This window comes from Brevibacillus sp. FW306-2-1A-C05A, from assembly GCF_058781555.1.
The window spans coordinates 1-19,380 of record NZ_JBYSWV010000063.1 but is presented as its reverse complement, the minus strand read 5'-3'; the positions used below and the strand labels follow the sequence as shown (position 1 = coordinate 19,380).

The 19,380-nt window shown below is 51.4% G+C and carries 16 protein-coding genes, 1 tRNA gene and 1 other annotated feature; of the genes, 2 read left to right on the top strand and 15 right to left on the bottom strand.

Features of this window, described 5'->3' with window-relative positions; all coding sequences use genetic code 11:
- Nucleotides 1–587: 587 nt before the first annotated feature.
- The 14 genes from AC3WJN_RS23610 to AC3WJN_RS23545 form a co-directional block, all read right to left on the bottom strand.
- Nucleotides 588–664 (bottom strand) — tRNA-Arg (locus tag AC3WJN_RS23610).
- A 437-nt stretch (nt 665–1,101) separates the two neighbouring features.
- The gene (locus tag AC3WJN_RS23605; RefSeq protein WP_122952835.1) at nt 1,102–2,100 is read right to left on the bottom strand and encodes a histidinol phosphate phosphatase domain-containing protein; all 999 of its coding nucleotides are present in this window, start codon (nt 2,098–2,100) and stop codon (nt 1,102–1,104) included.
- On the bottom strand, nt 2,094–2,894 hold the full coding sequence (locus AC3WJN_RS23600; RefSeq protein WP_005833566.1) for a DeoR/GlpR family DNA-binding transcription regulator: 801 nt from the start codon (nt 2,892–2,894) through the stop codon (nt 2,094–2,096). The genes AC3WJN_RS23605 and AC3WJN_RS23600 overlap by 7 nt, the downstream gene beginning before the upstream one ends.
- Nucleotides 2,878–3,897 (bottom strand): ABC transporter ATP-binding protein, encoded by a 1,020-nt coding sequence (locus AC3WJN_RS23595; RefSeq protein ID WP_309479886.1) that lies wholly within the window; start codon nt 3,895–3,897, stop codon nt 2,878–2,880. The genes AC3WJN_RS23600 and AC3WJN_RS23595 overlap by 17 nt, the downstream gene beginning before the upstream one ends.
- Nucleotides 3,897–4,685 carry an ABC transporter permease gene (locus AC3WJN_RS23590; RefSeq protein ID WP_309479884.1) on the bottom strand — a complete coding sequence of 263 codons (789 nt, stop codon included), beginning with the start codon at nt 4,683–4,685 and terminating at the stop codon, nt 3,897–3,899. Before AC3WJN_RS23590 ends, AC3WJN_RS23595 begins: the two co-directional genes overlap by 1 nt.
- Nucleotides 4,682–5,527, bottom strand: a complete 846-nt coding sequence (locus AC3WJN_RS23585) for an ABC transporter permease (protein WP_005833563.1) — start codon at nt 5,525–5,527, stop codon at nt 4,682–4,684. Before AC3WJN_RS23585 ends, AC3WJN_RS23590 begins: the two co-directional genes overlap by 4 nt.
- A 36-nt stretch (nt 5,528–5,563) precedes the next feature.
- The gene (locus tag AC3WJN_RS23580; RefSeq protein WP_007776211.1) at nt 5,564–6,397 is read right to left on the bottom strand and encodes an alkaline phosphatase family protein; all 834 of its coding nucleotides are present in this window, start codon (nt 6,395–6,397) and stop codon (nt 5,564–5,566) included.
- A complete protein-coding gene (locus tag AC3WJN_RS23575; RefSeq protein WP_005833560.1) occupies nt 6,387–7,484 on the bottom strand; it encodes an ABC transporter substrate-binding protein in 1,098 nt (365 codons plus the stop codon). Before AC3WJN_RS23575 ends, AC3WJN_RS23580 begins: the two co-directional genes overlap by 11 nt.
- 260 nt (nt 7,485–7,744) lie before the next feature.
- A complete protein-coding gene (gene aceA / locus AC3WJN_RS23570; protein ID WP_005833559.1) occupies nt 7,745–9,034 on the bottom strand; it encodes an isocitrate lyase in 1,290 nt (429 codons plus the stop codon).
- Between the two features lie 36 nt (nt 9,035–9,070).
- The gene (gene aceB / locus AC3WJN_RS23565) at nt 9,071–10,678 is read right to left on the bottom strand and encodes a malate synthase A (protein WP_005833558.1); all 1,608 of its coding nucleotides are present in this window, start codon (nt 10,676–10,678) and stop codon (nt 9,071–9,073) included.
- A 485-nt stretch (nt 10,679–11,163) separates the two neighbouring features.
- Nucleotides 11,164–12,444 (bottom strand): serine--tRNA ligase, encoded by a 1,281-nt coding sequence (gene serS / locus AC3WJN_RS23560; RefSeq protein WP_005833557.1) that lies wholly within the window; start codon nt 12,442–12,444, stop codon nt 11,164–11,166.
- 52 nt (nt 12,445–12,496) lie between these two features.
- Nucleotides 12,497–12,718, bottom strand: a binding site (T-box leader).
- A gap of 136 nt (nt 12,719–12,854) precedes the next feature.
- The gene (gene pdxT, locus AC3WJN_RS23555) at nt 12,855–13,430 is read right to left on the bottom strand and encodes a pyridoxal 5'-phosphate synthase glutaminase subunit PdxT (RefSeq protein WP_310670331.1); all 576 of its coding nucleotides are present in this window, start codon (nt 13,428–13,430) and stop codon (nt 12,855–12,857) included.
- A gap of 10 nt (nt 13,431–13,440) precedes the next feature.
- Nucleotides 13,441–14,325: a pyridoxal 5'-phosphate synthase lyase subunit PdxS gene (gene pdxS, locus AC3WJN_RS23550; protein WP_005833554.1), complete on the bottom strand. Its 885-nt coding sequence runs from the start codon at nt 14,323–14,325 to the stop codon at nt 13,441–13,443.
- A 109-nt stretch (nt 14,326–14,434) separates the two neighbouring features.
- A complete protein-coding gene (locus AC3WJN_RS23545; protein WP_025844407.1) occupies nt 14,435–15,742 on the bottom strand; it encodes a D-alanyl-D-alanine carboxypeptidase family protein in 1,308 nt (435 codons plus the stop codon).
- 204 nt (nt 15,743–15,946) lie between these two features.
- On the opposite strand from AC3WJN_RS23545, the gene AC3WJN_RS23540 reads away from it, so the two are divergent.
- Complete coding sequence (locus AC3WJN_RS23540) at nt 15,947–16,399, top strand: hypothetical protein (RefSeq protein ID WP_327921608.1); 453 nt, start codon at nt 15,947–15,949, stop codon at nt 16,397–16,399.
- A gap of 99 nt (nt 16,400–16,498) precedes the next feature.
- Here AC3WJN_RS23540 and guaB read toward each other — a convergent pair whose 3' ends face one another.
- Nucleotides 16,499–17,959 carry an IMP dehydrogenase gene (gene guaB / locus AC3WJN_RS23535; RefSeq protein WP_007781275.1) on the bottom strand — a complete coding sequence of 487 codons (1,461 nt, stop codon included), beginning with the start codon at nt 17,957–17,959 and terminating at the stop codon, nt 16,499–16,501.
- 168 nt (nt 17,960–18,127) lie between these two features.
- On the opposite strand from guaB, the gene AC3WJN_RS23530 reads away from it, so the two are divergent.
- Nucleotides 18,128–19,159 (top strand): YaaC family protein, encoded by a 1,032-nt coding sequence (locus AC3WJN_RS23530; RefSeq protein WP_007781278.1) that lies wholly within the window; start codon nt 18,128–18,130, stop codon nt 19,157–19,159.
- The last annotated feature ends 221 nt before the right edge of the window (nt 19,160–19,380 follow it).

Below are 19,380 nucleotides of genomic sequence, written 5' to 3'. Positions count from 1 at the left end.
ATATAACATATTGTATTTTGTGAAGCAATAAAATTATATAATAATAAACTTATATAAAATCTCGTTAGTGTTGGATAAACGACTATACTTGCAGAAAATTGATTTTTCTAAATGTTATTCACAAATTATTAATATCACTTTATTAATATCACTATGCATACATCATTATGGTCCCATTCTGTTGAGGCATAGTACATAAAATGAGTTCCACTAATGATTACTTGCAACGCCAACTGGCTTCGTAAAAAACCACTCGTCAAACTCATTTGAAAGTACATTGTATTTCACAAGCTTATCGAAGTACATTTCTTCATGTCCAATGTTTTTGCGCACCAGAAAAACTATACGATCCTCTAGACTTAGCATTGACGGAACAATATTATCGTTTTCAAATCCCCGTACAGGTAACTACTCTAATCATCATTTCTCCTCCAAATGATAAATTCGACACCTCGTTGGACAATTACACCAACAGTTTCATGCCGATTGAAACCACAGTAAACCTCATTTCAAAACATAAACTGCTGATTTTCAATCGCCCCATAAAAATAGAAAAAAGCCTTGATAGCTCAAGGCTTTTTCATGTATGGCGTCCCCGAGAGGATTCGAACCTCCGACCTACAGTTTAGGAAACCGTTGCTCTATCCTGCTGAGCTACGGGGACATATATCGTTAGTGGCGTGGCAAAAGCATTCGGCTGACGCTTCACCCACCTTCTTATTATATGCACCCGACTACTTTTTGGCAAATCCAGCGGCCATCTTCCCAGCCTACTGCAACACGATTACACCACACGCCGCCACAACCAACAACATCAAGACACTAACACACCTTCCCGGTTACGATTTATCGCCATGCCCATAGCAATTGTACTTGGTTGGGCGCCAGATCACGGGAAGGTTCCAAAAGCGAAATCACCGCCAACGCCAAAAGCCTTGGAATCCCCGAATCCCAAGGCTTTTGGCATCAAAAAATACACCTGCCCAAATCAAACTACTTCCCCTATCCAGCCCACACAAACCGCCAATCCAATCTGGCCAAACAAGCACAGCAACAGCCAGGCCCCCGCTCCACCCAGCACCTACAACCGGCTAACCGGCTCTACCGAATCGCCTTCATAACCCGTTGACGACCAGAAAAAGTAGCAACCTCCGCCACCCCAAGCGCACGAATCGTCTCCAAATTCGCCGCCACATACCTCCCGATATCGTCGGGAAAATGCGCATCCGACGAGAGCGTCAGCGGAACGCCATGCGCCACGAGAACGTCCAGAAAAGCCGGGCTGGGGCACATCTCCTGTACGGGATAGCGGTAATACAGCCCCGCGTTGATCTCCGTCGCCGTATCCGTTTCTTTCAAAGCGGCGGCGATCCTGTGGTAATACGAAACAAGCTCCGACTCCGCAGGGCGATAGGAGAACACTTTCAGATTGTCCAGATGGGCGACAAAGTCGAACAGCCCGCTTTTGACCATGCATTCGACCGTGTGGAAAAAGTCCGCGTATAGCTGCTTCAGGTCATGCTGCTCAAACAGATGGCGCGTCTCGGGATTGTCGAAGCCCCATCCGTGCAAAAAGTGAACAGAGCCGATTACATAATCCCACGAAGCGCCTGTCAGCAAGCACTGCAATTCCGCTTCCCCGCCGACGAAGTAATCCGCTTCGATCCCCAGCCGCAGCTCCACGCCGCTTGCCGCCCAGCGCGGCTTTGCTGCCTCGATGGCGGCGCAAAAGTCGCCGAGGCTCTCGGTACACACTTGATTGAGCCAGGTGCGCTGCAAACGGCCCAAATCAGTGTCGCCAAGCTCCATAAACTGCTCAAAGTACGGACGGGCTTCGCGAAAGCGGTATAAATGATCGACAATCCCCACTTCCTTCAAGCCTTTGTGCAGCGCCTCCCGCAAATACAGATCGAGCCAGGACGGATCGTATGCGCCCAGAGACAAACGGTTATTTAATCGCGCCAGACTGTCCTGCAGCCAGGCGCGGGTATGTCGAGGTTCAGTCAACGGGTAAAAGTAGTCGAGAGCCGCATTGGTACGCTCGAGCCAACGCAACGAATAAGGCCCTTCTTCCAGATGAAGATGGTAGTCGATCAGCATGGGAAGTCTCTCCTTCGCGGATGTTCGCTTATCCATGTGGTTTGCATGCCCGACGAGAGCCATTCATCCGGCATCGGCTGGTCACAGACGACCGCGCTGACATCCGCCCAGCCGCAAATGCGGAAAAATTGCGTTTGGCCGATCTTGGAGGCGTCCCCCAATACGTAGACTTGCTCGGCGCGTTGCACCATCATGGTGGAGCACAACGTTTCTTCCATGTCGTAGTCGGTAAAGCCGTCAGCCGTCATTCCTCCGCAGGAAATAAACGCTTTGTCAAAATGAAAGCGCGAGAGCAGCTCGCACGTAAACGCCCCGGCGACGGATTGTTGCGCGGGATGGGTCAGGCCGCCCAGCATAATTACCTGCCCGTTGAATTGGTTCGCTTCCAACAGCTCGTTTAACAAAGAAGCAGCAGGCAGCGAATTGGTGACAATCGTCAACTGGTTTAGACCCTTGATCGCACGCGCCAGCTCCAGTGTCGTCGTCCCGACGTCGAGCGCGATCGTGTCTCCGTCAGATAAAAGCTCTGCCGCGATTTGCCCGATTTTCGTTTTCGCCGCCTGTTGAATCGCCTGTTTCTTTTCAAAGTGCGGCTCCCGATTCGCCAAATGATAAGGGATGGCTCCTCCGTACACTCGCTTTAGCATGCGCTGCTGTTCCAGTTGGTCCAGATCGCGCCGAATAGTCTCCGGCGTCACTGCCAGGCTTTTGGCCAGATTCATCACCTGAATTTTACCGTGGCGGTTCAGTTCGTCCAAAATCACTTGCTGTCGTTCTTCAGGCAATAGTGTCATAAAGCGGAATCACATCCTTGGGACATAAGTACAATGTTTTGGTTGCGCCTGCCTGCTCCGGCTCATAGGACAGGTGCAGGGAGTCCACCAGCACGGGAACTTCGCCAATGTTCAGCTCGTAACGGGTAACGTTGCCGAGCATGGTTACATGGGCAATATTTCCGGTCAAGCGGATGTCCTCCGCAGCCATCCGCTGTTCGCGAAACGTCTCCGGACGGATGGCGAAGCGTTCGGCTGCCGGAGCGGCCAGATCAGGCGCGATTCGGTTCAACTGCTCGGCGGTCAGTACGTTGTAATTCCCGATAAAACGGGCGACAAATTCCGAGCGTGGCTGGGTGTATATCTCATGCGGACTGCCGTGCTGAACGATTCGTCCGCCATTCATGATGTAGATGCGGTCACTGACAGCCATGGCCTCTTCCTGATCGTGCGTCACCAGCACCGTCGTCATGTTCAGCTCGCGTTGAATCGTGCGCAGTTGCTTTTGCAAATTTTTGCGAATCTGCGCATCCAGCGCACTGAGCGGCTCGTCCAGCAGAAGCACCTTGGGCCGCGTGACCAGAGAACGGGCGAGTGCCACGCGCTGCTGCTGACCGCCAGACAATTCACGCGGATAGTTTTGCTCTTTTCCCGTAAGCCCCACCAGCTCGATCATTTCCTGCACGCGCTGCCGAATGTCCGCCTTCGGGATTTTGTTCATTTCCAGGCCAAAGGCAATGTTTTGACTGACCGTCAGATTGGGAAAAAGCGCATACGATTGGAACACCATGCCGATCTCCCTGTTTTTGGGCGACACGTCTGTCACGTCTTTGCCGTCAATGTAGATCGTGCCCGTATCAGGGGCAGTCAGACCGCTGAGGATGCGGAGCAACGTACTTTTGCCGCACCCGCTGGGGCCAAGCAAGGTAACCAGCTCGCCTTTTTCAATGGCAAGCTCGAGCTGCTTCAGCACGTTTTGGCCGTCAAAGGTTTTGGACAGATGTTCGATTTGGACGTAACTCATCAAGAAACCTCCTTGCGTGCGAAACTTCGGCGCGTGAATTTTACAATCAGCCCGGTGATGACAGCCATCAGGGCAAAATAAGTGACGGTAATCGCGCTGGCGATATGCCCGCTTGTCGATAGCTTGGCGTACAAATACAACTGCAAGGTTTCGAATCTGCCGCCCACCAAAATGTTAATCAGGACAAATTCCCCGAACAAAATAGAGAACGACAAGAGCGCAGACACGAGAATCCCGGACATGATATTCGGAACGATAATCCGCACGAACGCCTGCCAGCGGCTCGCGCCCAGCAGCTCGGCCGCCTCCATCAACGAACGGGCTTGCAGAGCAAGCAGGCTGTTCCGCGTTCCCTGATACAGATACGGCAGAAGACCGACCAGATACGCTCCGGCCGTGATGAAAATCATCGGAACCCCGTTGCCTGAATAAGTGCGAATCAGGCCGACCGCCATAATGACACCCGGAACGGCGTAGGTGAGCATGACAAAAAGCTGAACGAGCCTCTCCAGCCGGGGAGCGTAGACGACGATTGAAAAAACAGCCGGAACGATAATGACGACGGCAGCGACAGTCGTCAGGGAGCTAAGCAAAAAGGAGCGTCCGAATGCCTGCAAAAACCGCGGGTCGCCATACAGCTCCGCGAACCATTTTCCCGTAAGCCCTTCCGGCAAAACCGTGCTGTTCCACTCGGTTGCCAGCGAATACAGCACGGTAGCCGCTACAGGCAAAAACAAATACAGCATGACCAACGCAAACGACAAGGACGGCAAACCAATCCGCTTCAAGACAAATCCCTCCGTATCTTCCGCGTCAGCCACTCGTTCACGAGCAGGGCTGCGGCAAGCGTCAGGCCGAGCAGGACAGCAAGCGCGCTACCAAGCTCGGGTCTGGCAAAAATGTCGCCGGAGACGAGCGCGCCAATCCGAATCGGCACGAGATTGTAGTTGCTCCCGGTGAGCGCGTAAGCCGAAGCATAGGCCCCCATCGCGTTGGCAAACAAAATGCTGAATGTGCCGACGATGCCTGGCAGTAGTACCGGGAAACCGATCCGCAGCCAAAAATTCCAGGGGCTTGCCCCAAGCAGCTCGGCCGCTTCCATCCACTGCTTCTGAATGGCGTGGTACAGAGGATACAGCAGCATCACTGCCAAAGGCAGTTGAAAGTAAATATAAACAAGCGTCAACCCGCTCCACGAATAAAGCGTAAACGATTGTCCGAAATCAATCCCCAGTTGCTTCGCGAGCAAAACAAACAGGCCACTGTTGCCCAACAGGACAATGAAGGCAAAAGCGAGCGGGATACCTGCAAAATTGGAGGTCAGGTTCGTAATGACGAGCACTCGCTGTTGCAGAGACTGCGGGAAGCGGGTAATCGCATAGGTAGCGAAAACAGCAGCGACGATTCCGATGAGCGAAGACAAGAGCGAGATGAGCACGCTGTTTTCAAATGCCTGCAAGTAGTACGGATTGGCAAAAATCTCGCGATAGTGACTGAATGTAAAACCGCCGTCCCCTTCGGCCTGAAAGCTCCCACCGATCATGGAAAGCAACGGGGCGAGCAGAAACAGCGCGATCATCGCAAAAAACGGAATCGTCGTGACCAAAAGCATGCTGACAAATCGTTTCATCGCAAAAGCTCCTTTCTGAGCGGAAAAGACGCCCCCTCAGGGAGACGTCTTGCTCTGCCCGGATACCGTCAATGGCTGCATCGCTTCCGAGGGGGAGATGCCGAGCAGTTGGCAGGCAAACGGAGCCACCTGCAATTGCGGGATCGCCACCTCGCGTATCCCCGGAGATACCCGGTTGCTGATGACAAACAGGGGAACGTCCCGGTCAGCGCTAGACGTACCGCCGTGATTTCCGTCCGCTGTCATTCCATGATCGGCTGTTACGATTATTTGATAGCCCGCGTCGATCCACGCGGGAAGCACGTTTGCCAGGATCGAATCTGCCGCCAGAACGCGGTTGCGATAGCGCGCGGAATCAGCCGTATGCTTGTGGCCGTCATCGTCAATGTTCATGGAGTGGACGTAAAGAAAATCCGGATTGAATCCATGCAACAAAAAGTTGGCGTCGGCAAACAGGTGAGTATCCGGATAGTGATCTTCCCAGTAAAACATCCCGTGTTGTATCGGCTTGTCCGTGTTCAACTGGATGCGGTCGTGAAACGGGCTGAACGGAGCCTTGTTGTACAGCTCGCTCACCCAGCAATAAGCGGCAGCAGCGTTGGACATCCCGTTTTTGCGCGTCAGGTGGAACAGACTCTCCTGATGCGAAAGCCGCACCGCCTGATTGCTGGAAATCCCGTTTTTCCACGCAGGGGTTCCCGTCAAAAGAACCTCGTACAAAGGCCGGGAGAGACTGGGCAATTCCGAGCGCACCTGGAAGCGGGCAGCGAAGCCGTACTCGACCAGATGATGCATGTACCCCATGTGCGAGACAGCCGTGTCGAATCTCAATCCGTCGAGCACAATCATGGCGAGCTTGTTAGCGGACATGGATCAACACCTGCTCTTGCCATAGCTGCGGCAATTTTTTCGCTGTCTCTTCCCATGCATTCAAATCGCCAACCGGACGCGCATTTTTGTACATTTCTTCCGGGAGCAGCTTGGCCTTGGCAGACTCGTCAAGCTTGGCATTCGCGCGAATGGGTCTGGCATAGCCGCGAGCCAGATTGGACTGTCCGGCATCGGAGAGGATGTATTCACGTGCCAGCATCGCGGCGTGCGGATGCTTGGCGTACTTGTTGATAAGCGTAGCGTACCCGCTGCTGACCGATGCTTCTTCCGGGATGATGACGTCAAAGCGGTTTTTGTCGATTTTGTCACGGTAGCCGAGCGCGTTGAAGTCCCACACGATGGCGACTTCGATTTCGCCCTTTTCCAGATTGGCAAGGCTCGGGTCGCTCGTGCTGAGTCGCTTGTTTTTCGCCAGGTCAGCAAAAAAGTCAACGCCGGGCTGAATATTTTTCTCGTCTCCGCCGTGGGCATAGGCGGCGGCCAGAACGGCAAACTGCGCCTGATTCGCTTTCATGACGTCGCCAATCGCGATCTTGTAGCTTCCGCTTTTCAGATCAGCCCACGACTTGGGAGGATTTTGCACTTTGGTCTTGTCGGTGAGAAAAGCGAGCGTTCCAGTATAGCCGAGCACCCAGTGCCCTTCATCGTCCTTTGCCCAGTCGGGAATGTCGTTCCAGTAGGAGGTTTTGTAAGGCAGCGTCAGCCCTTTTTGTTTGGCTAACGGTCCAAATGCGATGCCCACGTCGCCGATATCTGCTGTGGCGTCTTCTTTTTCTGCTTCAAACTTGGCCAATTCCTCTGCGCTCGACATGTCGGTGTCCGTATGCTTCAAGCCGTATTCCTTCTGGAGATTGCCCCATGTCTCTCCCCAGTTTGCCCACGTGTCCGGCATCCCTACAGAGTTGACTTCGCCCTCCTGCTTCGCTTTTTCCACGATTTGCTCCAGGGTCAATTGCGACGTATCCAGAGTAGCGTCTGATTTCGTCTCGGTGGCACATCCGGCAAGCAGTAAAACGGATGTTACGACAGCAACGGTTCGTTTCCAGCCCAACTGGTTCCCTCTCATCTTTTAAGGCCCCTTTTCGTTTTTATTTGTGTTTGATCGTTTTGTTTTTTCGTCTATCATCGTAAACAACCAAAATGAAACTGATATAAATGGGTTGTAAAGAAGCGATTAAGACTCTGTGAAAAAAGAAAAGCGGCCCTCTGCTGCCAGAGAACCGCGTCGCGTCCGAAAAAAAGCGATGATCGTTTTCACTCTTGTTGAAAAACGAAGAAGAACTAGGGGTAGTCGCACCCCTAGTCCGTTTATCGTGCTTCTTCTGTTTAGTTGTGAGCGAACTGCTCTTCTTCTGTAGACCCGGTCAAAGCTGTGGTCGAAGAAGTTCCGCCAGCGATCACTTGCGCTACTTCATCGAAATAGCCAGTGCCAACTTCACGCTGATGGCGAGTCGCGGTATAGCCGTGAACCTCGCTTGCAAATTCAGCCTGCTGCAATTCGGAGTAAGCAGCCATTCCGCGATCGCGGTAGCCGCGCGCCAGCTCGAACATGCCGTAGTTCAGGGCGTGGAAGCCTGCGAGCGTTACGAACTGGAACTTGTAGCCCATCTCTCCCAGCTCCTCCTGGAAGCGAGCGATCGATTCCTCGTCGAGCTTTTTCTTCCAGTTGAAGGACGGGGAGCAGTTGTAGGCAAGCAGCTTGCCTGGATATTGGGCATGGATCGCTTCTGCAAAGCGGCGTGCTTCCTCCAGGTTTGGCTCGGAAGTTTCACACCAGATCAGGTCTGCATACGGAGCGTAAGCGAGTCCGCGGGCAATCGCCGCGTCCAGCCCCCCGCGGAGGCGGAAAAAGCCTTCTGGAGTGCGCTCGCCGGTGAGAAACGGCTGGTCTTGCGGATCGACGTCGCTCGTAATCAGGAAAGCGCCGTTTGCGTCTGTACGCGCTACGATGATGGTCGGAACGCCCATGACGTCAGCAGCCAAGCGAGCGGAAATCAGGTTGCGGACAGCAGCCTGCGTCGGGATCAGCACTTTCCCGCCCATGTGGCCGCATTTTTTCTCGGAAGCGAGCTGGTCTTCAAAATGCACGCCGGCAGCTCCCGCTTCGATCATGCTTTTCATCAGCTCAAACACGTTCAGTGGCCCGCCGAAGCCCGCTTCCGCGTCAGCGACAATCGGAGCAAACCAGTACGTATCTGTACCGCCTTCGGATTGGTCGATCTGGTCTGCACGCTGCAGAGCCTGGTTGATTCTTTTTACGACATGAGGAACGCTGTTTGCCGGGTAGAGGCTTTGATCGGGATACATTTGACCGGAGAGGTTCGCGTCTGCCGCCACTTGCCAGCCGCTCAAGTAAATCGCCTTCAGTCCCGCTTTTACTTGCTGGATGGCCTGATTCCCGGTCAAAGCCCCCAACGCTTTGATGTGATGCTCGGTATGCAGCAGGTTCCACAGTCGCTCCGCACCCAACCGAGCCAACGTATGCTCGATTTGCACAGACCCGCGCAGACGGTAAACGTCCTCAGCCGAATACGTCCGGGTAATTCCCTGGAAACGCTCGGTTTGCCAGCTTTGTTCAATCTGTTGAATCGCTTCCTGCTTTGTTTGTTTGCTCATTTTCTTTTTCCCCCACTCGTTTTTTTATGATTGTTATTAAAGATAGCGATAGCCCGGTACAGTCAGAAAATCTTCGAAGTCGTCCTCTGTCACCAGCTTCAGGAACAGCTCGCCGGCAACCTGAAATTTGCTGTTTTCATAACGCTCCTGGCCAATCGCTTGTTTCAATGCCTGCAATTCCTCGCTCAGCCATTGCTTGACCAGACCCTCGGTGATCTTTCGGCCATCCTGGAGCACACCTTGTCGATGGCGAATCCAGTGCCACACCTGAGCCCGGGAAATTTCCGCGGTCGCCGCATCCTCCATCAGATTGTGGATCGGCACTGCGCCATACCCGCGCAGCCACGCTTCGATGTACTGCAAGCCTACGCTGATGTTGGTGCGCACGCCTTCTTCTGTGATGACGCCCTCTGGTACAGCCAGCAGGTCGCTTGCCGACACCTGCACATCCTCGCGTTTATACCAGATTTGGTTCGGCTCCCTCATCAAACGGTTGAAAACTTCCATCGCCACAGGCACCAGGGCGGGATGGGCTACCCACGTACCGTCGTGTCCGTCGTAGGCTTCCCGCTCCTTGTCAGCGCGTACTTTGGCGAGCGCTTCTTCATTTTTGACCGGGTCGTTTTTCACCGGAATCTGGGCCGCCATCCCGCCGATGCAAGGAGCCTGGCGTTTATGGCACGTTTTCACCGCCAAAGTGGTGTAGGCCCTCATAAACGGAACCGTCATCGTCACTTGCGCCCGGTCAGGGGTGATGACATCCGGCTGATTCCGCAGCTTTTTAATGTAGCTGAAAATGTAATCCCAACGCCCGCAATTCAGGCCTGCACTATGCTCCCGCAGCTCATACAAAATCTCATCCATCTCAAAGGCAGCGAGAATCGTTTCGATCAGAACCGTCGCCCGAATCGTCCCGCGCGGAATATTCAGCTCCTCCTGAGCGAACACAAATACATCGTTCCAGAGGCGCGCTTCCAGGTGGCTTTCCAGCTTCGGCAAGTAGAAGTACGGGGCTGTCTTGTTCGCGATCAAGGCATCGACGTTGTGGTAAAAGTAGAGGCCAAAGTCGAGCAGGCTGCCGGAAATCGGCTTTTGATCGAGAAGGATGTGTTTTTCGTCGAGGTGCCAGCCACGCGGCCGTACGATCAATACCGCTGTCTTCTCATTGAGGGTGTATTGCTTTCCTTCCGGGCTGGTGTATGAGATGTTGCGGCGGACAGCGTCCTTCATGTTGATCTGGCCCTGAATCGTATTTTCCCAAGTAGGCGAGTTTGCGTCCTCAAAGTCTGCCATGAAGAGACGTGCGCCCGAATTGAGTGCGTTGATAACCATTTTGCGGTCGCCGGACGGCCCGGTAATCTCCACTCGGCGATCCAGCAGATCATGCGGAAGCGGAGCTACCGTCCAATCTCCGTTGCGAATCTCGGCTGTTTCCGGCAAAAAGTCGGGCAGTTGCCCCGCATCTATTTTCAATTGGCGTTCCTCGCGAGCGGCAAGCAATTGCTGCCTTCTGTCGCCGAATTTTTGCTCCAGCTTGATGACGAACTGGATCGCTTCCGGTGTGAGAATATCCTCGAAGCCGGAGCGCATCTCGCCGGTAATCTGAATTTCCAGCGGATATGGATTGGTTGGAATCGTAGTCAAACCTGTTCACCTTCCCTTGATAACATCTGAATTATTATGGTACAGATCGAATTTTGCCGAATTATTATAGTACAGAAGGTTCAAAAAAAATGGCTTAATCCTGATATCCGCTGCCACTGCAATGACTGCAGCTCACATGTCCGTCCCCCAAGCAATGATGGCAAGCCGCTCCGTTGTCATCATGACCAACGCCTCCGCATCGTGGGCAATTCTGTTCGCCGTTTCCTTCACACCGATAGCAGTCCATTTCCCATTCCCTCCATATCTGTATTAAAACAATGTTCTTTTGATTTGTTTTTATTATATAACAGAGATTAGTACAGTGCAACACAATTTTCTAAAAATTATAACTGTATTAGAACACATTTTCCAAGCTGCCTTTTCCCCCTGCTCTCTCGCCTTTTCGCCGCCCAAAAAGAAAGCAGCCTCTGATCCAAACAAAGATCAAAGGCTGCTGTGCTTATTTATGGGGTTCTTCCCCCCGCTTATTTCGGCTCGATTTTTGCTACTCCGCCCATGTACGGACGCAGCACTTCCGGAATGGTGATGCTTCCGTCCGCTTCCTGGTAGTTTTCCAAAATCGCCGCTACTGTACGGCCGATGGCGAGGCCCGAGCCGTTCAGTGTATGCACGAATTCCGGCTTCGATTTGGTGTCGCGGCGGAAACGAATATTGGCGCGGCGAGCCTGGAAGTCTTCGAAGTTCGAGCAAGACGAGATTTCGCGGTACGTATTCGAGCTTGGAATCCATACCTCCAGATCGAATTTCTTCGCTGCCGTAAATCCGAGGTCGCCCGTGCACATGCTCATGACACGGTACGGAAGTCCAAGCAGTTGCAGTACCTTCTCTGCGTTTTTCACCAGCTTATCCAGCTCATCATACGAATCTTCCGGTTTGACGAATTTCACCAGCTCCACTTTGTTGAATTGGTGCTGGCGAATCAGCCCGCGTGTATCGCGACCAGCCGATCCCGCTTCCGAACGGAAACAAGCGCTGAAAGCAGCATAGTATCGCGGCAAATCTGCTCCATCCATAATTTCATCCCGGTGCATGTTGGTGACAGGCACCTCTGCGGTAGGAATCAGGAAGTAGTCTGGTCCCTCCAGCTTGAAAGCATCTTCCTCAAACTTCGGCAACTGTCCGGTTCCGGTCATGCTTGCGCGGTTTACGATGTATGGCGGGATGACTTCCTCGTATCCGTGCTCGGTGGCATGCAGGTCCATCATGAAGTTCATCAATGCGCGCTCCAGGCGAGCTCCCAGTCCTTTGTAAAAGACAAAGCGGCTTCCGGTTACTTTTGCAGCCGTCTCAAAATCGAGAATCCCTGCCTGGCTGGCCAGCTCCCAATGCGGTTTGGTCTCGAAGCCAAAGCTGCGCGGCTCGCCCCACGTCCATGCCACCACGTTGTCGTCTTCAGAAGTCCCAATCGGCGTGCTTTCGTGCGGCAGGTTTGGCAAGCTCAGCAAAATGAATTCCAACTGCTCATCCAGCTTGCGCAGCTCTTCGTCCAGCTTCTTGATGCGTTCGTTTACTTCTTTCATTTCCGCGATCAGGTGGTCGGCATTCTCTTTGTTCCGCTTCATGACTGCTACTTGCTCAGACACGGTATTCCGTTTATTTTTCAGCGCCTCTGCTTCCTGAATCACTTGGCGGCGTTTTTCATCGACCTCTGCAAATTGATCCAGAGCGGAAATATCTTCATTGCGATGCGCCAAACGGCGTTTTACTTCCTCCAAATCTTGCCGCAGTACTTTTACGTCCAACATGTTCGAATCCCTCCGAATCCATAATAAAAATGCAAAAAACACCCGTCCCCTAATAAGGGACGAGTGTTGTGTACCCGCGTTGCCACCCTCGTTGATACATGCCCAACCCTGGCGCATCTATCCACTCCATCCGTCATAACGGGACGGTTCCGGGCAAAGTTCATTCCTTTGCCACTCCGAGATGGATTCCCTCACATACCGGATCGGTTCGCACCTACCACCGACTCTCTACACCAGGTTGATGTGAAGTACTTGTTCTCATCATCGCATTCTCATTCATACATACTTCTATTGTTAACTGTACTACAGGTTCTATACGTATGTAAAGGGCGCTCCGCCATCATCTTGTACCAAAAAGAAAAGACCGGCATTTTGTCAATGCCGATCTTTTCATGCAAGCTTGGCTTTTATTAGCTTCTGTATTCTTTCACCATGTCGAGGAAGTATTTGTGCAGTCTTGCATCTTCCGTCAATTCCGGGTGAAAGGCGGCCGCCAGATAGTGGCCTTCTCGTGCTACCACGATCTTTTCTTCGTACTTGGCCAGCACTTCTGCGTTTTCTCCGACTTCCATAATATATGGCGCCCGGATGAACACTGCCGGGTAATCTGCACCCACACCAGCCACAGGCATTGTCACCTCGAAGCTCTCCTTTTGGCGGCCAAACGCGTTGCGTTCCACCTTGATATCCATCAGCCCGAGATGGCAATCATCTTGCCCCTCGATCTGTTTGGCCAAAAGAATCGCGCCTGCGCAAGTGCCGAAGATCGGCTTTCCTGCTTTTCCGAACTCTTGGAGCGCCTCCATGAATCCGTACTTGTGCATCAGCTTGCTGATCGTCGTGCTTTCTCCGCCTGGGAGAACCAATCCGTCCAGCTCGTCCAGTTCTTCCACCTTTTTTACGGGAACGGCTGTCGCCCCTGCTTCTTCCAGCATGCGCAAGTGTTCTGCTACAGCCCCTTGCAAAGCGAGTACACCGATTTTCATTCTGCTCACCTTACCAGCCGCGCTCTTGCATGCGGTCTGCTTCGCGAATTTTGGAAATCTCGATTCCCGTCATGGCGCTTCCCAGACCTTTGGATACGCGAGCGATCAGTTCGTAGTCTGTGTAGTGCGTAGTCGCTTCAACGATCGCGCGGGCGAATTTCTCCGGGTTTTCCGATTTGAAAATCCCCGAGCCGACAAACACGCCGTCAGAACCGAGCTGCATCATCAGCGCCGCGTCTGCCGGAGTCGCTACGCCACCAGCCGCGAAGTTCACTACAGGCAGCTTGCCGGTTTTGTGTACTTGTTCCAGCAGCTCGTATGGGGCACCCAGATTTTTCGCTTCTGCCATCAGCTCATCGTAAGACATCGCTTGCACTTTGCGGATTTGAGCCATCATCGTGCGCATGTGGCGAACGGCTTCTACGATGTTTCCGGTTCCTGGCTCGCCTTTGGTACGAATCATGGACGCCCCTTCACCGATACGGCGAAGAGCTTCGCCCAGATCACGCGCGCCACATACGAACGGCACGGTAAATTCTTTTTTATTGATGTGGTACAAATCATCTGCCGGGGTCAAAACTTCGCTCTCGTCCAGATAGTCGACACCCATCGATTCCAGTACGCGCGCTTCGACAAAGTGTCCGATACGAGCTTTTGCCATAACAGGGATCGAAACAGCGTTCAGTACTTCCTCCACAATGCTGAGATCAGCCATACGAGCTACTCCACCGGCTGCACGAATGTCAGAAGGTACGCGTTCCAATGCCATGACAGCTACGGCACCGGCAGCTTCAGCAATTTTTGCCTGCTCAGCGTTTACGACGTCCATGATGACGCCGCCTTTTTGCATCTCAGCCATACCTTTTTTTACGCGGGACGTTCCTACTTGTACCATGTGAAAATTCCCCCTACATCATGAAGTCAGAACCGTAACTGTTATGCTCTGTTATGGTTCCTTGTTATCGTCATTGTAAACGATAGATGAGGGGGAAAACAACCATTATTTAATTTCCTGTTCCGCTACTGAACAAATTGCTGAAAAATTGAATGATGCTGCGGAAGAACAAACGAATCCAGCTCGCCTCTTCGACTTCCTGGCTGGCTACTATATCTGCGCCTGCTTTTGCCGCGTCTTCCGGCTGCAGGTAGTCGGCGTCTTTCGCTCCTTCTTCTTTCAGTACGAGCTTACCGACCACCTGGCCTTGCTTGATTGGTGCGGTCAGCTCTTGATACGTAACGGTTGGCGTGAATTTTGTCTCTGCTCCGATTTTGGTCAGCATGTTTACTTCGGTGGCAGTTACTGCGGGTACGTTGAGTTCTACTCCGTTCGTTACAGGTGCAGTTTCAAAACCTTTTACAGAAACATTTTTGTCCAATTGCTTCGTTAATTTGAAATTGCTGAATCCATAGTCATAAAGCTTTTTTGTTTCCACGAAGCGTTTTGTTTTGCTGTCTGTTCCCATTACAACAGAAATCAAGCGCATGTTATCACGAACTGCAGTACCAGTAAAGCAATTACCTGCTGCTTGTGTATAACCTGTTTTTAATCCGTCTACACCCGGATAGTAATTGGGGAGGTCAGGCAACATCCAGTTGTTGTTCGCCATTTTCAATTCATTTTTAGAACCGGGACGGAAGGTAAAACGCGGGATCTTCGATACTTCCAACGCTTCCGGGAAATCACGAATCAGGTTTCTGGCGAGGATGGCCGAATCACGAGCGGACATTAGATTTTCCACTTGATCGGTCTTGATGGAGTACGGCCCCAGTTCATTCGCTGGCAAGCCACTGGATGTGACGAAAGAGGTGTTTTTCATACCAAACTCGGCAGCTTTTTTGTTCATCATCTGCACGAAATTCGCTTCATTGCCCGCTATCTTTTCAGCAAGCAGTACAGTTGCGTCGTTGGCAGAAACGACAGCCATGGCATTGTACAGCTCCCTAACCGTGAAGGACTCCCCTAGATTCAGGTACACTCCAGAGGTATCCGAGATTCTTGCCACATAGAAGGCATATTCACTAACAGGTACCTTCTCATCCCAACTGATTTTTTTCTCCTTAACCGCTTCTAGTACAAGGTATTCTGCCATCATCTTGCTCATGCTAGCAGGAGGCAGAGGGGCATCTGGATTCATGCTGTATAGTATTTTTCCTGTCGATGCCTCTAACAGAATGGCAGATTTGGCTGCCAGTTGTAGATCAGTTGCAGGTGCTGCTTCCACCTTCGTCGCTGCTCCTCCCATTCCGGTTGCAAACATTGCGACAGAAAGGATAAAACCTGTCAGTCGTTTTTTCCAAGTAGTTCGCTTCATAGTTTCTTCTCACTCTCCAGTTTCTGTCATTAGTTCATAAGGTAATTGCGCACCAAGTGTAAGTTTAACATACCATTACGATCGCATTGAAGTCCAAATAGGCTCATTAATAGGTAATTGATTGGATATATAATATATAATTGAAACTCAAATATTTTATGGTAAAATTGGAAATATATTGAATGAATCAAGGAGGCTTATCTCATGAAGAAAGTGCTATTTAGTTTTGCTTCACTCGTTCTTGGTTTGGCTGTTATCAATCCAGTCTCTGCTCATGCAACAGTTGAAAAAAGTGATAACGCTTCCCTTGTGGAACAACAAATTAAAAAGGACATTAGTACGATGAGCATTGAGCTTGACTGGAGAGCTTTTAGTGTAACACAGGGAGGCACATATATTGGTCGCGACACCTTCCATCTCTTTGGAAAAGCTAACGCTGGATTATCTGCTTCAAAAAGTAATTGTGACATAACGGTTTACATCGAAAAATTAAGCGAAAATGGCAAAGTAGAAAAAACAATTAAATTAGGCAAATTAGCTGCTCCAAAAGGTAACACTGATTATACAGACCCGGTTTCCGTGGATCCAGGAAACTATCGCCTGAAAATAATAGGAAATATTTCCTCCGAGGGTGAAATTGCTGTTTATAGAAGATAGTGTACGTTCACCGTGGCTTGTATGAATTTTGCTTGCCACTAGTTGCCTTTTAAACTAAACCCCCCTTTCTCTCCAGAAAGGGGGGTAGTTCCTTTTAACCTATGAAATCGAGTAGTTTGGCGATTCCTTCGTAATTTGCACGTCGTGCGGATGGCTTTCGCGCAAGCCCGCACCTGTGATACGGATAAACTGCGAGTTTTGAATCAAGTCTTCAATCGTTTTCGCTCCGCAGTAGCCCATACCTGCGCGCAGCCCGCCAATCAACTGGTAGGTCACGTCTGCCAATGGCCCCTTGTAAGGAACGCGGCCCTCGATTCCTTCTGGAACAAGCTTTTGCTCGTTCTCCTGGAAATAACGGTCCTTGCTGCCCGCTTTCATCGCGCCAATCGAGCCCATTCCGCGGTACACCTTGAAGCGGCGGCCTTGGAAAATCTCGAACTCGCCCGGGCTTTCCTCTGTTCCGGCAAACAGGCTGCCGATCATAATCGCCGAAGCGCCTGCCCCGATTGCTTTTGGCAAATCGCCGGAGTATTTAATGCCGCCGTCGGCAATAATTGGAATATTGTACTCGCGCGCTACTCGGGCGCAATCGTAAATGGCAGTGATTTGCGGAACACCGATACCGGCTACGACGCGGGTCGTGCAAATGGAGCCAGGACCAATCCCGACTTTTACAACGGATGCCCCTGCTTCGATCAAGTCACGGGTAGCTTGTCCAGTCGCAACGTTTCCTGCCACGATGGTCAGGTTTGGATATTCTTTGCGAATCGCTTTTACGGTATCGATGACGCCTTTGGAATGTCCATGCGCTGTGTCGATGACAAGTACATCCACGCCTGCATGTACGAGCGCTGCTGCACGTTCAAACGTATCTGCTGAAACACCTACTGCCGCACCACACAGCAAGCGTCCTTGCGGGTCCTTGGCTGCTTGCGGGTATTGGATCGCCTTTTCAATGTCTTTAATAGTAATGAGTCCACGCAAAATGTTATTTTCATCGACCAGCGGCAGCTTTTCGATTTTATGCTTTTGGAGGATCGCTTCGGCTTGCTGGAGTGTTGTTCCTACTGATGCTGTAACCAGATTGTCTTTTGTCATGACTTCCTTGATCGGTGTCGAGTAGTCATGCACAAAACGCAAGTCGCGGTTGGTCAAAATCCCAATGAGATGCTTTTCTTCATCGACAATCGGCACGCCGGAAATGCGGTATTTGCCCATCAGCGCATCCGCTTCTGCCACGGTGTGATCCTGGGTCAAAGAAAACGGGTTGGTAATGACGCCACTTTCCGAGCGCTTCACGCGGTCTACTTCACTCGCCTGCTGCTCGATCGTCATGTTTTTGTGGATGATACCAATCCCACCTTGACGGGCCATAGCAATCGCCATGGCTGATTCCGTTACCGTGTCCATTCCGGCACTAATCAGAGGGATATTCAGGCGGACAGTCTCGCTCAGTTTTACGCGAACGTCCACATCCCTTGGCAAAACTTCTGATTTTGCTGGAATGAGCAGCACGTCATCAAATGTTAGCCCTTCTTTGACAAATTTATCTTCCCGCACGGTAGAAAGCCCCTCTCGGCAAATATTTTTAAGACAGTTTAACAAACGGCATAATTTACTGTCAAGGAATGAGTGAAATGTTCGGTTATGGAGTTTATTAGACAGATAAATCAAAAAAATTACTAGCAAAAGCAACCAGATCACGAAAGTTATTGAAAGGTGGTTACGATGAATTCTGCCTGGAAAATGTTCCGTTTTTTCGAGACGGAGCCTACTGCCCGTAAATATTTGACGTCCTGCTACGACAGCATGGGCTTGGAGCATGCTGAGCGCCTGGCTTTTCAGCAAAGTTCCCGTTTTCTTTTTTTATGGAAGCAAGCGAGGCAGTTTTATACGACAGCAGCTACTGCGGACTTGTCGATCCAGCCGTTGCTGCTCTTCTATGGATGCTCCCATCTGCTGAAGGGAATGCTTCTTACGCGCGATCCGTCCTATCCGCAAAACAGCCGGGTGCTCCAGCACGGGGTCACCACGCGGAAGCTGAAGCGAAACACCTACTTGCTGCTAGAGGATGAGGTCCGGCCGCAAAAAGAAGGCTTTTTTGCTCTATTGGCCCAGCTTTTTCATCTTTCCCCTATGCAGGATCGCTATTCGATGCACGATTTGTTTGCTTCCATACCGGCAATCAGCGATGTCTACGCCGCTCTGTCCGAAAAGCCGCAGCATTGGCTGCAAGTACACTGGAGCAAAACTCATACAGCCGATCAAGCTTCCTCTGACACCCAATCGTGGGCCGAGATTGCTTTTCCGGAAAAAATGGACGGGCCGTTGGCATACTCAGCGGAAACCTTCGTTCAATACATCAACAGGGTCGCGCCAGATAGCTCGCGTTTACAATTAAGCTGGCGAGAAGGGAATGCAAAGCGAATACTTCTTCCTGAAACTGCTCTGTCCGCACTAGATCAACACCCTTTATTTCGCTGGCAAGAGCACCGGCTTTTCTTTTGGAACGGCTCGTCGGATTCGCTTCCTCTTCCCGAGTGGGCAAGCCACTTCTTGCTGCTGTATTTGCTGAGCATGCTTTGCAGATATGAAACAGAGTGGTGGGGAGAGCTGGTCTTATCCCACGGCGTTGCTGAACGCTATCTTGTGGAGCTTTTTTTGGAGCACCATATGTCTAGCTATCCCACTGTTATTATGAGACAGATCCAGCAAAAAAACTCTTCGCTCCCGCATGGCCTTCCCTTTTGTGACGGCTAAGCTGTGTTCGATTTTCCTTGTGGGTACGTCCTTGTGTTCCAAGGTACACAAAAAAAGCTGCATTCTCCATTACTCGCAAAAGTAATCGGGAATACAGCTTTTCTTCTTATTCCTTCAAAACTGAATACGCATGTTTGCTAAGAGATGTGTGGATAAGTCCTCGACCGATTAGTATTCGTCAGCTCCACGCGTTGCCGCGCTTCCACACCGAACCTATCAAC

Bases quoted from the DNA above. Each gene is read 5' to 3' on its own strand.
- AC3WJN_RS23605 (WP_122952835.1), bottom strand. From the start codon at position 2,100: ATGCTGATCGACTACCATCTTCATCTGGAAGAAGGGCCTTATTCGTTG.
- AC3WJN_RS23600 (WP_005833566.1), bottom strand. From the start codon at position 2,894: ATGACACTATTGCCTGAAGAACGACAGCAAGTGATTTTGGACGAACTG.
- AC3WJN_RS23595 (WP_309479886.1), bottom strand. From the start codon at position 3,897: ATGAGTTACGTCCAAATCGAACATCTGTCCAAAACCTTTGACGGCCAA.
- AC3WJN_RS23585 (WP_005833563.1), bottom strand. From the start codon at position 5,527: ATGAAACGATTTGTCAGCATGCTTTTGGTCACGACGATTCCGTTTTTT.
- AC3WJN_RS23580 (WP_007776211.1), bottom strand. From the start codon at position 6,397: ATGTCCGCTAACAAGCTCGCCATGATTGTGCTCGACGGATTGAGATTC.
- AC3WJN_RS23575 (WP_005833560.1), bottom strand. From the start codon at position 7,484: ATGAGAGGGAACCAGTTGGGCTGGAAACGAACCGTTGCTGTCGTAACA.
- aceA (WP_005833559.1), bottom strand. From the start codon at position 9,034: ATGAGCAAACAAACAAAGCAGGAAGCGATTCAACAGATTGAACAAAGC.
- serS (WP_005833557.1), bottom strand. From the start codon at position 12,444: ATGTTGGACGTAAAAGTACTGCGGCAAGATTTGGAGGAAGTAAAACGC.
- pdxT (WP_310670331.1), bottom strand. From the start codon at position 13,430: ATGAAAATCGGTGTACTCGCTTTGCAAGGGGCTGTAGCAGAACACTTG.
- pdxS (WP_005833554.1), bottom strand. From the start codon at position 14,325: ATGGTACAAGTAGGAACGTCCCGCGTAAAAAAAGGTATGGCTGAGATG.
- AC3WJN_RS23545 (WP_025844407.1), bottom strand. From the start codon at position 15,742: ATGAAGCGAACTACTTGGAAAAAACGACTGACAGGTTTTATCCTTTCT.
- AC3WJN_RS23540 (WP_327921608.1), top strand. From the start codon at position 15,947: ATGAAGAAAGTGCTATTTAGTTTTGCTTCACTCGTTCTTGGTTTGGCT.
- AC3WJN_RS23530 (WP_007781278.1), top strand. From the start codon at position 18,128: ATGAATTCTGCCTGGAAAATGTTCCGTTTTTTCGAGACGGAGCCTACT.